We start from the raw sequence: 14,442 nt of genomic DNA, 5'->3' as shown, positions 1-14,442 counted from the left end.
ATGAGGAAGGCAAGACACGAATGGCAAACATACTCGTAGTGGATGATGAAATGGGTATCCGTGAGTTGCTCTCGGAAATATTGGGCGACGAAGGACATGCTATCCAGCTGGCCGAAAATGCGCAGCAGGCGCGCGAAGCGCGTGCCGCCGGTGCGCCGGATCTGGTACTACTCGATATCTGGATGCCAGATACCGACGGCGTGACCTTGCTCAAGGAGTGGCAGCGCGATGGCTTGCTGACCATGCCGGTGATCATGATGTCGGGCCACGCCACCATCGATACGGCCGTCGAAGCGACGCGCATCGGCGCGCTGAACTTCCTGGAAAAGCCGATTGCCCTGCAAAAACTGCTGAAGGCGGTCCAGCAAGGCTTGACGCGGGCCCAGGAAACCGTGCGCGCGCCGAGCGTGGCGCCGCGGCCGGTAGCGCCCGTCATCGCCGAGGAAAGCAGCCATCCCGTGCCCAGCTTCGGTGGCAGCGCGCCGCAACAGCTGATGGTGCGCCCAGGCATCAGCGTGCCGGCGGTGGCCGAAGGCCATGGCTACAACCTGTCGTTCGACTTGCCATTGCGCGAGGCGCGCGATGCGTTCGAGCGCATGTATTTCGAACACCACCTGGGCCGCGAAGGCGGCAGTATGACGCGCGTGGCGGAGAAAACGGGCCTGGAACGCACCCATTTGTACCGCAAGCTGAAACAGCTGGGCGTCGAACCGGGCAAGCTGGCCAAGAAAAACCTGTGACGCCAGCCGTGCGGCACGCCACGCCACTGACCCTGGTCAGCGGCGGGCGTGCCGCTGACCGCGAGGCTGCCATCGCGCATGCCTTGCTGGCGCAGCACAGCACCGCCGTGATCCTGGAAGGATTTGCGGACGGCAACTCCATCCTGGCCAACCTGGCCGAGCAAGATTCCCCTGTGCCAGCGTTTCCCTTGCAACTGTTGCGCATCGCGCCCGGTTGCCTGTGTTGCAGCGGCAATCTGGTATTGCGTGTAACATTGAATCGTCTGTTGCGCCATCCCCCCGCGCACTTGTTCATCAGCCTGGCCGACGCCACGCACATCGAGCAACTGCGCACCTGGCTGACCGCCAGTCCCTACGATGTCCTGTTGGCGCTGCAGCCGGATCTATTGCTTCCCTGATCACCGCACTCGCAACTTGCATCTCGTTACAACTGCGTAGCCCGCAGGGCGGCATGGCGCTTGAAATCGCGCCGTGTCAGCCCCACCTCTGTTCTGACACCGCAGGAGATCCTCCTGCTTGAGCGAAGGATGCAAAATGAATCTGATCTATAACAGCGAGCAATATAGCGTCGTGGAATTTGGCGTCGACGTCGACCTGGAAGCGCTGCGCTTCGGCGGCTATGAAATCGTCGACAAGGGCTGCAAGCGTGAAACGTTTATCGCTGGCATCCTTGCGCAGCATTTCCGCCGCGACGTCACGGAGCTGATCGCCAGCGAACCGAGCATGGAAGAGATCGATGAATTTTTAGGTAGCTATGATTCGCTCATGAGCCAGCCTGTCCTGTTGCACTAATCCTGGCTGTTTGATGGCGATCGCCACCATGCCACGGTAGGCCGGTATGGTATGGTGGCAGTGTTATCCAGCTGCAAACAGACTATGTGCCAACTTCTCGGAATGAATTGCAATGTCCCGACCGACATTGTTTTTAGTTTTACCGGCTTCGCCATGCGCGGCGGCCATACCGATACCCACCACGACGGCTGGGGCATCGCCTTTTTCGAAGGCGCCGGCGTGCGCCATTTCGTCGACCACCAGGCGGCCATCGCCTCGCCCGTGGCCGAACTGATCAAACGCTATCCCATCAAATCGCGCAACGTCATCGCGCATATCCGCAAGGCAACCCAAGGCAAGGTAGCGCTGGAAAACTGCCACCCCTTCGTGCGCGAACTGTGGGGCCGTTACTGGGTCTTTGCCCACAATGGCGATCTAAAAGAATTTCATCCCGTGTTGACGGGCAGTTACCGGCCCGTCGGCTGTACCGACAGCGAGCTGGCGTTCTGCTATCTGCTGCAGGAGCTGCACGCGCGCTTTGGCGATGCCCCTCCGGCCTTGCCGGCCCTGCATGCGGCGCTGGCGCAATTGTTGCCAAGCATCGCCGCCCACGGCACATTCAACATGCTGCTGTCGAGCGGCGAAGCGCTGTTCGCCCATTGCTCCACCAGCTTGTACTATCTGGTGCGACAACATCCGTTTCCAACTGCTAAACTCTCCGATGAAGACTTGAGCGTGGACTTTTCCCAGGTGACCACGCCGCAGGACCGGGTGGCCGTGATCGTTACCCAGCCGCTGACGACCAATGAGCAATGGACGGCGTTTGCCGCCGGAGAATTGAAGTTGTTTGTCGACGGCATGGTGCAAGAACCCCTGGCGGCCTAATTTGTTGACGACAATATGCTGTATTACTGCCAAAATACCCACAGCATGGGCTAAATTCAGCTAAAGTATTGTCAATAGTGAACCTTGATGCGGGCGCGGCGCGGCCGGTGTCACTCGACGTGATTGATGACGAATTAATGATCGATATTTCCAGCAACGACATCACCCCGAAACCCTTGCGCGTGCGCGAGTTTTATCTTGGGCGACAGCCTATCCTTGACCGCAATCAAGCCCTGTTCGGCTATGAGCTGCTATTTCGCAATGCTCCGGTCGGGCCCGCCAACATTACCAGCGACCTGTCCGCTACGGCTTCCGTGATCGCCCATGCCTCGCAACTGGGTATGGAAAAGGTCATCGGTGATGCGCTCGGTTTCGTCAATGTCGATGCCGACGTCATCATGAGCGACATCTTTGTGTTCCTGCCACGCGAAAAAGTCGTGCTGGAAATCGTCGAATCGATGCAGGTCACGCCTGAGCTGCGCGCGCGCATCAGCGAACTGGTGGGCCATGGTTTCACCTTCGCCCTAGAAAACGTCGTGGCCGATACGGCGCAAGTGCAGCAATTATTGCCTCTGGTGCAATATGTGAAGATGGACATGAGCAAGGTCGAGCCAACAGTGCTGGCGGCCCTGGCGCCCCGTTTCAAGCAGGAAAACAAGAAACTGGTGGCGGAAAAGGTCGAGACGCGTGAAGAATTCAAGACGGGCCTGGATCTGGGCTTCGATTACTTCCAGGGCTATTATTTCGCCAAGCCAGCCATCATGACAGGCAAGAAGTTGTCGCCGTCGCAACTGGCCGTCATGGAACTGATGACTCTGGTCACGTCTGACGCCGATAACATGGATATCGAGCGCGCCATCAAGCGCGACGTTTCGCTGGCCTTAAATCTGTTGCGCTTGGTCAATACGCCAGCCGTGGGCGCGCGCCAGCGCATCGATTCGCTGAGCCAGGCTGTCAGCGTGCTGGGACGCCGCCAGTTGCAGCGCTGGCTGCAAATCATGCTGTACGCAGAACCAAGCAAGCGCGGCCATAGCATGACACCGCTGCTGATGCTGGCCACCACGCGTGGCCGCTTGCTGGAATTGCTGGCGCATAAATTGCGCCCGAATCACGCCCATTCGGCCGATATCGCCTTTACGGTCGGCATCATGTCGCTGATGGATACCCTGTTCGGCGTGCCGATGTCGGAAATCATGAAACAGATCGAAGTGAGTGACGAAGTGGCCGAAGCGCTGCTGTCGCGCGACGGCTTCTACGGCGACTTGCTGCGCCTGGCCGAATGCATCGAACGCATCGAAGACATGGAAGGCGAGATCGTGCCCACCCTGCGCGACCTGGCCATGTCGCCGGACGACCTGGTGGAGCTGGAAATGGCCGCCTTCGAATGGAGTGATAACGTCGTCCGCTACGCTTTGTAGTGACACCTGACCTTAAGCTACTGCGCGTCGGTATAGGTAGCTTGCGATGCTCACCGTACTTCAGTACGGTTGCGCTTCTCGGCCACCTCTACCTTCCGCTCGCTACGCTTATGTCAGGTGTTGTGGCGCCCGTAGTTGTAGCGCTCGTATTTTAAAAAGCCCCGCCAGCATTTTTTTGGCGGGGCTTTTTTTGTGGCGGGCCGGATTACGACAAATTCGGCGCCAGCCAGCGTTCCACGTCCTCGATTTTGGCGCCACGGCGCTTGGCCATGTCTTCCACCTGGTCCATGCCGATCTTGCCGACGACGAAGTATTTCGACTCCGGGTGGGCAAAATAGAAGCCGGAGACGGCCGCGCCGGGGAACATGGCGTACGATTCGGTCAGCATCATGCCGATTTCCCCGGCTTGCATGACCTCGAACATCTCTTTCTTAACGGTATGTTCGGGGCAGGCAGGGTAGCCGGGCGCGGGGCGGATGCCCACGTATTGTTCGGCGATCATGGCGTCGTTGCTCAGGTGCTCGTCGGGCACGTAGCCCCACAAATCCTTGCGCACGCGCTCATGCAGGTATTCGGCAAACGCCTCGGCCAGGCGGTCGGCCAGGGATTTGAGCATGATGGACGAGTAATCGTCGTGCGCATCTTCGAAGCGTTTCTCGTACTTCTCGATGCCCAGGCCCGAGGTGACGGCGAACATGCCGATGTAATCCTTCACGCCAGATTCTTTGGGAGCAATAAAGTCCGCCAGGCACTGGTTCGGGCGCTGCACGCCATCGACCACGGGTTTCACGCCTTGCTGGCGCATGCCGTAATAGGTAAACGCGACAGTGGTGCGCGTGTCGTCCGTGTAGAGCTCGATATCGTCGTCGTTGACGCTGTTGGCCGGCAGCAAGGACACTACGCCATTGGCCGTCAGCCAGCGCCCGTCGATGAGTTTTTTCAGCAAGGCCTGGCCTTCCGCGTACACCTTGGTCGCCGCGTCGCCCACCACGTCATCGGTCAGGATGGCGGGGAAGGGGCCAGCGAGGTCCCAGGTCTGGAAGAACGGGCCCCAGTCGATATAGTTGGCCAGGGTGGCGAGATCCACATTCTTGAACACACGCCGGCCGATGAACTTGGGTTTCACGGGCTTGCAGGCGCCATCGAAGGGCACGTGCATCTTGTTGGCGCGCGCCTGCAGCAAAGGCAGGATCGGCAGCGCCTTCTTGTTGGCGTGCTGCTCGCGGATGCGCGCGTAATCGAGTTCGATATCTGCCACGTATTTGTCGCGCTGTTCCGGCGTCAAGAGCGACTGCGCAACCGACACGGAACGCGAAGCGTCCGGCACGTAGATCACGGGGCCGTCATAGTTGTGCGCGATCTTGACGGCCGTATGCGCGCGGCTGGTGGTGGCGCCGCCGATCAACAGGGGGATCTTGAGCATGCGGAAATGCTCATCGCGCTGCATTTCCTTGGCGACATACGCCATTTCTTCCAGCGACGGCGTGATCAGGCCAGACAGACCAATGATGTCGGCGTTTTCCACCTTGGCGCGGGCCAGGATTTCCGAGCAGGGCACCATCACGCCCATGTTGACCACTTCGAAGTTGTTGCATTGCAAGACCACGGTGACGATGTTCTTGCCGATGTCATGCACGTCGCCTTTGACTGTGGCCATGATGATCTTGCCCTTCGGCTTGGCCACGATGCCCGTGCGCTTTTCTTCCAGCAGCTTTTCTTCTTCGATGAACGGTATCAAATGGGCCACGGCCTGCTTCATCACGCGCGCCGATTTCACCACTTGCGGCAGGAACATCTTGCCCTGGCCAAACAGATCGCCGACCACGTCCATGCCGGCCATCAGTGGGCCTTCGATCACGTGGATGGGGCGCCCGCCATTGTGCAGCAGCTCCTGGCGCGCTTCTTCCGTGTCTTCGACGATGAATTGCGTGATGCCGTGCACCAGCGCGTGCGACAGGCGCGCCTGCACCGTGCCTTCGCGCCAGGCCAGGGTTTGCGCTTCGGCCTTGCCGCCCGCCTTCAGAGTGCCGGCGATCTCGATCATGCGCTCGGTAGAGTCTTCGCGGCGGTTCAGCACCACGTCTTCCACGCGCTCGCGCAGTTCCGGGTCGAGGTCGTCGTACACGCCCACCATGCCGGCGTTGACGATGCCCATGGTCATGCCCGCCTTGATGGCGTGGTACAGGAAGACCGTATGGATGGCTTCGCGGGCCGGATCGTTGCCACGGAAACTGAATGACACGTTCGACACGCCGCCTGAAATCTTCGCGTACGGCAAGTTTTCCTTGATCCAGCGCGTGGCGTTGATGAAGTCGACGGCGTAGTTGTTGTGCTCTTCGATACCGGTGGCGACGGCAAAGATGTTCGGATCGAAAATGATGTCTTCCGGCGGGAAGTCCAGCGCATCGATCAATAAATGATAGGCGCGCGCGCAAATTTCGATCTTGCGCTCGAAGGTGTCGGCCTGTCCCTTTTCATCGAAAGCCATGACGATCACGGCCGCGCCGTAGCGGCGGCACAGCCTGGCCTGGCGCAGGAATTCCTCTTCGCCTTCCTTCATCGAGATCGAATTGACGATGGCCTTGCCCTGCACGCATTTCAGGCCCGCCTCGATGACCGACCATTTCGACGAGTCAACCATGATGGGCACGCGCGAAATATCGGGTTCCGAGGCGATCAGGTTCAGGAAACGCGTCATGGCGGCCAGCGAATCGAGCATGGCTTCATCCATGTTGATATCGATCACTTGTGCGCCATTTTCCACTTGTTGGCGCGCAACGGACAGCGCTTCGTCGTATTGCTCGTTGAGAATCATGCGCGCAAAGGCTTTCGAGCCCGTCACGTTGGTGCGCTCGCCCACGTTGACGAACAGCGATTCGTCGTTGATGACGAACGGCTCCAGGCCCGCCAGGCGCATCTCGTGCGACGCTGCCGGCACGCTGCGCGGCGCGGTCTTCGACAGCAACTCGCCGATGGCGGCGATGTGTTCGGGCGTGGTGCCGCAGCAGCCGCCGGCCATGTTCAGGAAGCCCGCGTCGGCAAATTCGCGCAGCAGGGCGGAGGTGTCGGCCGGCAACTCGTCGAAGCCCGTGTCGCTCATGGGGTTGGGCAAGCCCGCGTTCGGGTAGATGCAGACGTAGGTGTCGGCGATCTTCGCCAGTTCTTCCGCGTACGGGCGCATCAGGGCCGCGCCCAGCGCGCAATTGAGGCCGATGGTCAACGGTTTTGCGTGGCGCACGGAATTCCAGAAGGCAGGCACGGTCTGGCCCGACAAGATGCGTCCCGAAGCGTCGGTGACGGTGCCCGATATCATCAAAGGCAGGCGCACCACGTGCGGGTTTTGCTCGTAGAACAGGTCGATGGCGAACAGGGCCGCCTTGCAGTTGAGCGTATCGAAAATGGTTTCCACCAGCAGCACGTCGGCGCCGCCTTCCACCAGGCCCTGGGTTTGCTGCAAATACGCGGCCACCAGCTGGTCGAAGGTGACGTTGCGCGCGGCCGGATCGTTCACGTCGGGCGAGATCGATGCCGTTTTTGGCGTGGGCCCGAGGGCGCCGGCGACGAAACGGGGCTTGTCCGGCGTGGAATACTTGTCGCAGGCGGCGCGCGCCAGCCTGGCTGCCTGCACGTTCATTTCATAGGCCAGGTGGGCCATGTGGTAGTCGTCTTGCGCGATCGTCGTGGCGCCGAAGGTGTTCGTTTCGATCAGGTCGGCACCGGCCGCCAGGTAGCGCTCGTGGATTTCCTGGATGATATGCGGCTGCGTCAGGGTCAGCAGCTCATTGTTGCCCTTGACGAACAGTTCGCGCGCGCCGCTGCCGGCTGGCGCGGCGAAATCGATGAAGCGGCCAGCGGAGCCGCCCCGGTAGGCTTCTTCGTCGAGCTTGTATTGCTGGATGATCGTACCCATCGCGCCGTCGAGAATCATGATCCGTCGCGCAAGAATGGCGCGCAAGGTGGCTTCGGTCGGGGACATGGCGGGGATCACGGTATCGTTCATTTCATGCTTTCAATAGGCAAACGGGCGGCGGCGCGGTGGCAAGACAGTTGCAAGGCGGTTGCGGGTCAGCAGGGTCAGCTAACGGAGAGCGCCGGCCGGGTAGGGCAGGCAGAAGGTGGCAATCGCCTGATTTCACCGGGTCTAAAATTATACGGCATCAGGCTGCTTTGGTTTTGCGCAAAAGGGGCTGGACACCACTGTGCAGTCGTTCCTGCAACACATCGTCTTCCACGGCGGCGCTACCTGGGCAGTTTTTAGAAATGACATTCCTGAAAATCTGACTGAAAATGTTAATTCTTCCGCCAAAATTGGCGGGAAGGCATGCACTCTGGTTTGTGGATATATTTCCACATTATTTTATTGGGCCACATTTTTTTTCATGAAGTGAATGGCAATAGTCGTAGATGGAAACAATCTTGATTTTAAACAATGCAGAGTGAGACGAATCATGCTCACAATAAAGCTTACCAAGAAGATGCTTTAATGATTATCAAAACCAATTGAATCAAAAGCATTAATAGTTGTTCTTCGGAATTGAACTCATCGATAATACTGGTTCGTCAAAATGTAATTCTCACCAAAAGTAACCAATATGTCACATTTCCCGCTCGCCGCTCCCAGCTCCCGCCTCGCGCCGTTCGAACATGGTTGCCAGCCATGAAAAACCATTTGCTTGTAGCATTGTTTCTCATGTTGGGCCTATCCGCCTGCGGTGGCGGCGGTGGCAGTGCTGGCGGGGGCGACACGGTGGTGGCGACGACTTCTGGCAATCCCGTGGTGGTGGTGGTGCCTGCCGTGACGGCCGTGTCAGCAAGCAATGTCGCCATCGGCGGCAGCGTGCTGGTCACCGGTACGGGCCTGAGCCAGGTAACGGCCTTCCAGGTAGCCGGCGTGACTGTCGCCACCAGCGCCGCCAGCGACACCAGCGTGACCTTGGCCATGCCGGGCGTGCCCGTGTCGGGCGCCTTGAGCCTGGTCAGCGCCAGCGGCACGGTGGCGAGCAGTTACAACGTGAATGTTTACCAGCCGCTGACGGTCAGCGGCGTCACACCGGCAACGGGCGGCGTCGGCTCCAGCGTCACCGTCGCCGGTAGCGGCATGGGGGCAGTCACGGCGGTGCAGTTTGGCAGTGGCGCGGCGGCAACTGCGCAAAGCCAGAGCGCGACCAGCGTGACGGTTCTGGTACCGGCGGGCGCCGCGACGGGGTCGCTGACCTTGCGCGGTCCGTATAACGACGTGGCCAGCAACGAGACCTACACGATCCTGGCCAGCGTGACGGTGACGTCGATCAGCACGGCCGTCAATGCTTCGACGCTGTCGGTGACGCTGCAGGGCAATAACCTCGATCAGGTGAGTGCTGCCTCGGTGGGCAGCACGCCGGCCGCCATCGTCAGCGCCAGCGCCAGCCAGCTGGTTTTGTCGGCGCCCGCCACGGCGACGGGCAATGTGCTGTTGTCGGCCGCCTCGCGCGTGGCCGTCAATGCGGGCACGGTGTCGGCGTATACCCTGGGCAGCATTGATTTCGCGCAGGTCTTGAGCTTGAACGCCAGCGATACGGCCTTGCGCTTGACGCTTGGCAAACCGGCCGCCGTGCGCGTGCCCGTGCTGGCCATGCAGGCAGGCCAGGCCAGCCCGGTCGTGACTCTCTACGCCACGGCCGCCAATGGCAGCAACCTGGGCAGCATCCCGATGAGCGGCCCGGCGCTCTTGCCGACGGCGAAAAGCGATTACAGCTTCAATGGCAATTTCAGTGCCGTCCTGCCCGCTGCCTGGATCTTGCCCGGCGTGCGCGTGCGCGTCACGGCCGTGGGCAGCGATGGCGTGCAAACCAGCCAGGAAGCGGCGCCCGTCGTTTCCAGCGCGGCCAAAATCCGCCTGGTGCTGGTGCCGTTGAGCACGGACGATGGCGTGGCGCAATTGCCTGACGCCGAGGTAATCCGTGCTGCGCTGACCCGCGTGTATCCGTATGCGGCGGAAAATATCAGCATCAGCACGCGAGCGCCGCTGAGCGTGCCGGGCAGCAGCACGGCCGACAGTTGGTGGAGCACGACCCTGGGAACGCTGGACAGCAAGCGCGCCCAGGAAGACAGCGGTGCCTACTATTATGGTTTCGTGCCGGCCATGTCCGTCAGCCGCGCCGCTGGCCTGGCCTACATTAACCTGCGCACCGGCAGCAATGATTACACGTCGGCCATCGGCCTCGATGCCAAATTCACCAACATCGCGTCGATCGATTCCTTCGGCAATGGCTGGCCTGAATGGCTGACCACGCTGGTGCATGAGCTGGGCCACAACCACTCGCTCAAGCATGTAGCCTGCGGCGGCCCGGCCGACGCCGCCACCGATTATCCGTATGCAAATGGCAACCTGGGGCCGCAACCGCTATATAACAGCAACTATGCGGGCAGCATCGGCCAGCTGAGCAAAGCGGCCTATGGCGCGGGCACGCCAATGAAAGACGTGATGAGCTATTGCAGCGGCGCCTGGTTTTCCGACTACAGTTATGGCCGGGTGCAACAATTCCTGGAAAAGCGCAGCACGCAGGGCACGGGCAGCAATGTGCTGGGCGCCAGCACGTCCGTTGCCGGGAATGGCTATCTGACCATTTCCGGACGCATCACGCCGGCCGGCGTGGCGCTGCATCCAGCCGTTGTCTCGTCCTCGCGCGTCGGCGCGGCCGCCAGCGGCAGCGGCCAGGGCTATACCCTGCGTCTCCTGACGGCGTCAGGACAGACTATCGACTTGCCCTTCGATGCCGTCTCCCTGGCCGATCACGGCGGCAGCGCCATGAGCCATTTCCGCGTCAGCTTCGCCAACCCGGGCGATATCAGCGAAGTGGAAGTATTGTCAAAAGGTAAGGCTTTAGCCAAGCTGGAGCGCCCTGCGCGCCGCAGCAAGGCCGCCGCCAACGATGCTAGTTTTGATGCAACGCAAAGCGGCGGCAAGCTGGCGCTGGCCTGGAATGCCCAAGCCGAGCCGTATGCCGCCGTGCTGCACGTGGCCGCCGATGGCCGCAAGACGGTGGTCGCCAGTGGCTTGACTGGCGGCAACGCCAGCGTTGACGTGAGCGCCTTGCCGGCCGGCGGCCGCTTCGAGGTCAGCCTGTCGTCGTCCATCGGTGGACGCTTGATGAAGGTCATGCGCCGCTAAGCGCTGGCCGGACGAAAAGGGCTTGCCGTTGGCAAGCCTTTTTTCTGTGCGCAGCCATTGGTGCAGAAACTGCACAGGTCCTGTGCCCGGCAGGGGCTGCCATTTTGCCGCCTGCCTGCCTAGAATAGGGCTTCCTGTCACCCATGCGGAGTGCCCCATGCCTATCTTGAACCTGCGTTTATCCACCGCGCCCGATGCGCGCCAGTCGGCCGCCATCGCTGCCATCCTGAGCCGTTTGACGGCGCAACTGTTGCACAAGGCGCCCGAACTGACGTCAGTGGCGATCAGCCATGCCGATGCGGCGCACTGGTTTGTTGGCGGGCCATCGTTGCAGGCACAGGGAAAAACGAGTTTTTTTCTCGATATCCTGATCAGTGATGAAACGAATACGGCGGAGGAAAAGGCCGCGTATATCGCCGCCGTGTTCGCCGCCATGCAGGAGTGCCTGGGCGAGTTGCATGACGTCAGCTACATCCACGTGCATGACGCGCGTCAGGCGGCCTGGGGCTATGGCGGCTTGACGCAGCAGTTCCGCGCCATGCGCCGTGCGCTGCAGCAGCCGTGATCAATCCCAGTGACGTTCTTGATAGTGTTGGACGGCAAAATCGACGAAGACCCTGACCTTGGGCGACAGCTGGCGGCTCTGCGGATACAGCGCGTACAAGCTGCGTGGGCGCATGGTGTAGCCCGGCAACACCTCGACCAGATGGCCGCTGCGCAGCGCGTCGCACACGATGAAGGCCGCCACGCTGGCGATGCCCATGCCGCCCACGGCCGCTTCGCGCAGGGCGACGCTGGTATTGGCTTGCAGGCTGCCGCGTACGGCCACCTTGTGCGTGGCGCCAGCGGCGTCCGTGAAGGACCATGCATCGGGCTTGTCCGCCAGGGTATAGCGCAGGCAATTGTGTTGTAGTAATTCTTCTGGCGTCGCCGGATGGCCATGGCGGGCCAGGTAGGCGGGCGAGGCGACGGCCAGCGTGCGGCTGCTGGCTAGCTGGCGCGCCACCAGAGTGGAGTCGGGCAAGCCGCGCGCCAGGCGCAGCGCCACGTCGAAGCCATCGTCGATCAGGTCGACGATGCGGTCATTGCAGACCAGGTCGAGGTGGATATGCGGGTACTGCCGGGTGAAGTGAGGCAGCCAGGCGGCCAGTTCCAGGGCGCCGAAGGCCATCGGTGCATTGATGCGCAGGCTACCGGACGGTTGCGCCTGATGCTGGGCGACGGCGCGGTCGGCAGCGTCGAGCGCATCGAGTATGTCGCGGCTGGCCAGATAATATTCCTGGCCGGCGGCCGTCAGTGCGAAGCGGCGCGTCGTGCGGTTCAGCAACTGGGCGCCCAACTGGCTTTCCAGCTGGCCGATCTGGCGCGAGATGATGGAATGTGACACGCCCAGCGCGGCGCCGGCAGCGGTGAAGCTGCCCAGTTCCACGACGCGGCGCAGGGCGCGCAGGGCGCTCAGCTGGTCCATGGGGCGCTTGCCGCCGGGTTGGTCGGTTTGCCAGTTAAACGAAACGCTTGCCTTCGAGCGGGAAGCCCTTGATGAATTCGGCAGCGGGCAGGCGCTTGCCGCCCGGTTTTTGCAGTTGCGTCAGGCGCAGCGAGCCATTGCCGCAGGCAACGATGATGCCGTGCTGGGCGTCGGCCGCCAATACCTGGCCCGGCGCTTCCTTGCTGTCCGCTTCGAGTGCGTCGGCGGCCCAGATCTTGATGGTCACGCCGTCGACCTGGCCGCAGGCGCCGGGAAACGGATTGAAGGCGCGGATTTTCAGGCCCAGTTCCAGGGCCGGCTGGCTGAAGTCCAGCGCCGCTTCGTCCTTGGCAATTTTTGCCGCATAGGTGACGCCCGCTTCCGGCTGCGGCACCGCTTCCAGTGGCTGCTGCTGCATCTTGCGCAGGGTCTCGACGATCATTGCGCCGCCCAGCCTGGCTAGCTTGTCGTGCAAGGTGGCGGTGGAGTCGCCCGCTTCGATGGGCGTGCGCTCGATGGCCAGCATGGGGCCCGTGTCGAGGCCTTCTTCCATCTGCATGATGGTCACGCCCGTCTCATCGTCGCCCGCCTCGATGGCGCGGTGGATGGGGGCGGCGCCGCGCCAGCGCGGCAGCAATGAACCGTGGATATTGATGCAGGGTTTGATGTCGAGCGTGCTGCGCGGCAAGATCAAGCCGTAGGCGGCGACCACCATCACGTCGTAGTCTGTGGCCAGCAGGCGCTCGTGGGCCGCCTTCGCTTCGGCGGCGCGCTGCGGGTCCTTGCTGTCCATGCGCAAGGACAGTGGCTGCAGCACGTCGATGCCGTGTTCCTGCGCGTACTGCTTGACGGCCGAGGCGTGCATTTGCATGCCGCGTCCGGCAGGGCGGTCGGGCTGGGTCAGCACCAGCGGAATCTCAAAGCCCGCTTCGTGCAAGTCTTTCAGGGCCGTGGCGGCGAATTCAGGCGTGCCTGCGAAGATCACTTTCATATTATTCCTTGACGTGAGGTGCGCAGGCCCGCGCCCGAGGGCGCCAGGCTGGCGTGGTGTAACTATTACTCTTGACGGTCAGTCTATCAGCAGTGGCTTAGAAGCGGCGATTCTGTGCGCGCAGGCTCGCTTCGCGTTCGAGGCCACGGGTTTCCTTGATCATCTTGGCCTTGATGCGGTTGCGCTTGAGCGGCGACAAGTATTCGACGAATACCTTGCCCAGCAGATGATCCATCTCATGCTGGATGCAGACGCCCAGCAAGCCATCGGCGTCCAGTTCAAACTGCTTGCCGTGGCGGTCCTGCGCGCGCACCTTGATGCGGGCCGGGCGCTCGACGCCATCGTAGACGCCGGGCACGGACAGGCAGCCTTCGTCGTAGACCTGCTTTTCGTCGCTGGCCCAGGTGATTTCCGGGTTGATGAATACTTGCAGCTGGTTTTTTTCTTCGGTGATATCGATCACCATCATCTGGATATGTTCGTCCACTTGCGACGCAGCAAGGCCGACACCAGGGGCGTCGTACATGGTTTCGGCCATGTTGTCGATCAGGGTTTGCAGGCGGTCGTCAAAGGCGGTAACGGGCTTGGCGACCGTGTGCAGGCGAGGATCGGGGTAACGCAGGATATTTAATATGGACATACGGATTCGACTGGTTAAGGTGGGCGCCGGTGCGCCGGATTGTTCATGCCTGGGCCATGCGGAAGATGGCACGGCTGTTTTGTTTTGAGTACGCTACGCTTGGGCGCGTGCTGCGCAGCGGCGCGGCAGATGCATTTGCCAGTGCGTCGATTAGTCTGATTCAAAGGGAAATTTTATCACAGACGCCCATTTACCTGTGAAAGGTGGGCCTTTTTGCCAGGGCGATTGCATGAAGGATTAGTGGTCGGTTTGGCCGTAGGGAAAAAATATTGCTTGTAAACCTGCCAAGAAAGGCGTTTACTTTCGATATTTGGACGCGCAAATGGCAAACGAACCGATCTCGCTGGTGGCAGCATTCGATGACTTGAACGACCCGCGT

Annotated in this window: 12 protein-coding genes; 7 read left to right on the top strand and 5 right to left on the bottom strand. The window is 61.2% G+C overall.

Going from position 1 to position 14,442, the window contains the following annotated elements:
* Nucleotides 1-20: 20 nt before the first annotated feature.
* The 5 genes from ACQ4W6_RS23995 (at nucleotide 21) to ACQ4W6_RS23975 (ending at nucleotide 3,814) form a co-directional block, all read left to right on the top strand.
* Nucleotides 21-740, top strand: a complete 720-nt coding sequence (locus ACQ4W6_RS23995) for a response regulator (protein WP_436569678.1) — start codon at nucleotides 21-23, stop codon at nucleotides 738-740.
* Nucleotides 737-1,138: a P-loop NTPase family protein gene (locus ACQ4W6_RS23990; protein WP_436569677.1), complete on the top strand. Its 402-nt coding sequence runs from the start codon at nucleotides 737-739 to the stop codon at nucleotides 1,136-1,138. Before ACQ4W6_RS23995 ends, ACQ4W6_RS23990 begins: the two co-directional genes overlap by 4 nt.
* A 136-nt stretch (nucleotides 1,139-1,274) precedes the next feature.
* Complete coding sequence (locus tag ACQ4W6_RS23985; protein ID WP_436569676.1) at nucleotides 1,275-1,532, top strand: BTH_I0359 family protein; 258 nt, start codon at nucleotides 1,275-1,277, stop codon at nucleotides 1,530-1,532.
* An 84-nt stretch (nucleotides 1,533-1,616) separates the two neighbouring features.
* Entirely contained in the window at nucleotides 1,617-2,396 is a 780-nt protein-coding gene (locus ACQ4W6_RS23980) for a class II glutamine amidotransferase (RefSeq protein ID WP_436569675.1), read from the top strand.
* A 137-nt stretch (nucleotides 2,397-2,533) separates the two neighbouring features.
* Nucleotides 2,534-3,814: an EAL and HDOD domain-containing protein gene (locus ACQ4W6_RS23975; RefSeq protein ID WP_436569674.1), complete on the top strand. Its 1,281-nt coding sequence runs from the start codon at nucleotides 2,534-2,536 to the stop codon at nucleotides 3,812-3,814.
* 205 nt (nucleotides 3,815-4,019) lie between these two features.
* Here the strand turns inward: ACQ4W6_RS23975 and metH are convergent, their stop codons facing one another.
* Entirely contained in the window at nucleotides 4,020-7,790 is a 3,771-nt protein-coding gene (gene metH, locus ACQ4W6_RS23970; RefSeq protein ID WP_436569721.1) for a methionine synthase, read from the bottom strand.
* Between the two features lie 714 nt (nucleotides 7,791-8,504).
* On the opposite strand from metH, the gene ACQ4W6_RS23965 reads away from it, so the two are divergent.
* Both ACQ4W6_RS23965 and ACQ4W6_RS23960 read left to right on the top strand, forming a co-directional pair.
* On the top strand, nucleotides 8,505-10,964 hold the full coding sequence (locus ACQ4W6_RS23965) for an IPT/TIG domain-containing protein (RefSeq protein WP_436569673.1): 2,460 nt from the start codon (nucleotides 8,505-8,507) through the stop codon (nucleotides 10,962-10,964).
* 157 nt (nucleotides 10,965-11,121) lie between these two features.
* Nucleotides 11,122-11,529, top strand: coding sequence for a tautomerase family protein (locus ACQ4W6_RS23960; protein ID WP_436569672.1), 408 nt, complete (start codon nucleotides 11,122-11,124; stop codon nucleotides 11,527-11,529).
* On the opposite strand, the gene ACQ4W6_RS23955 is transcribed toward ACQ4W6_RS23960, so the two are convergent.
* The 4 genes from ACQ4W6_RS23955 to ACQ4W6_RS23940 form a co-directional block, all read right to left on the bottom strand.
* A complete protein-coding gene (locus ACQ4W6_RS23955) occupies nucleotides 11,530-12,432 on the bottom strand; it encodes a LysR family transcriptional regulator (protein WP_436569671.1) in 903 nt (300 codons plus the stop codon).
* 34 nt (nucleotides 12,433-12,466) lie between these two features.
* Nucleotides 12,467-13,423 carry a methionyl-tRNA formyltransferase gene (gene fmt / locus ACQ4W6_RS23950; RefSeq protein ID WP_436569670.1) on the bottom strand — a complete coding sequence of 319 codons (957 nt, stop codon included), beginning with the start codon at nucleotides 13,421-13,423 and terminating at the stop codon, nucleotides 12,467-12,469.
* 97 nt (nucleotides 13,424-13,520) lie between these two features.
* Nucleotides 13,521-14,063 carry a peptide deformylase gene (gene def, locus ACQ4W6_RS23945; protein WP_436569669.1) on the bottom strand — a complete coding sequence of 181 codons (543 nt, stop codon included), beginning with the start codon at nucleotides 14,061-14,063 and terminating at the stop codon, nucleotides 13,521-13,523.
* A gap of 176 nt (nucleotides 14,064-14,239) precedes the next feature.
* Nucleotides 14,240-14,442: hypothetical protein (locus ACQ4W6_RS23940; protein WP_436569668.1), on the bottom strand; the 203-nt coding region annotated here is incomplete at its 5' end.

Source organism: Janthinobacterium woesei (genome assembly GCF_051380875.1).
Taxonomy (GTDB): Bacteria; Pseudomonadota; Gammaproteobacteria; order Burkholderiales; family Burkholderiaceae_D; genus Janthinobacterium.
The sequence above is the reverse complement of the archived record's forward strand: the minus strand, read 5'-3'. Positions and strand labels throughout refer to the sequence as shown.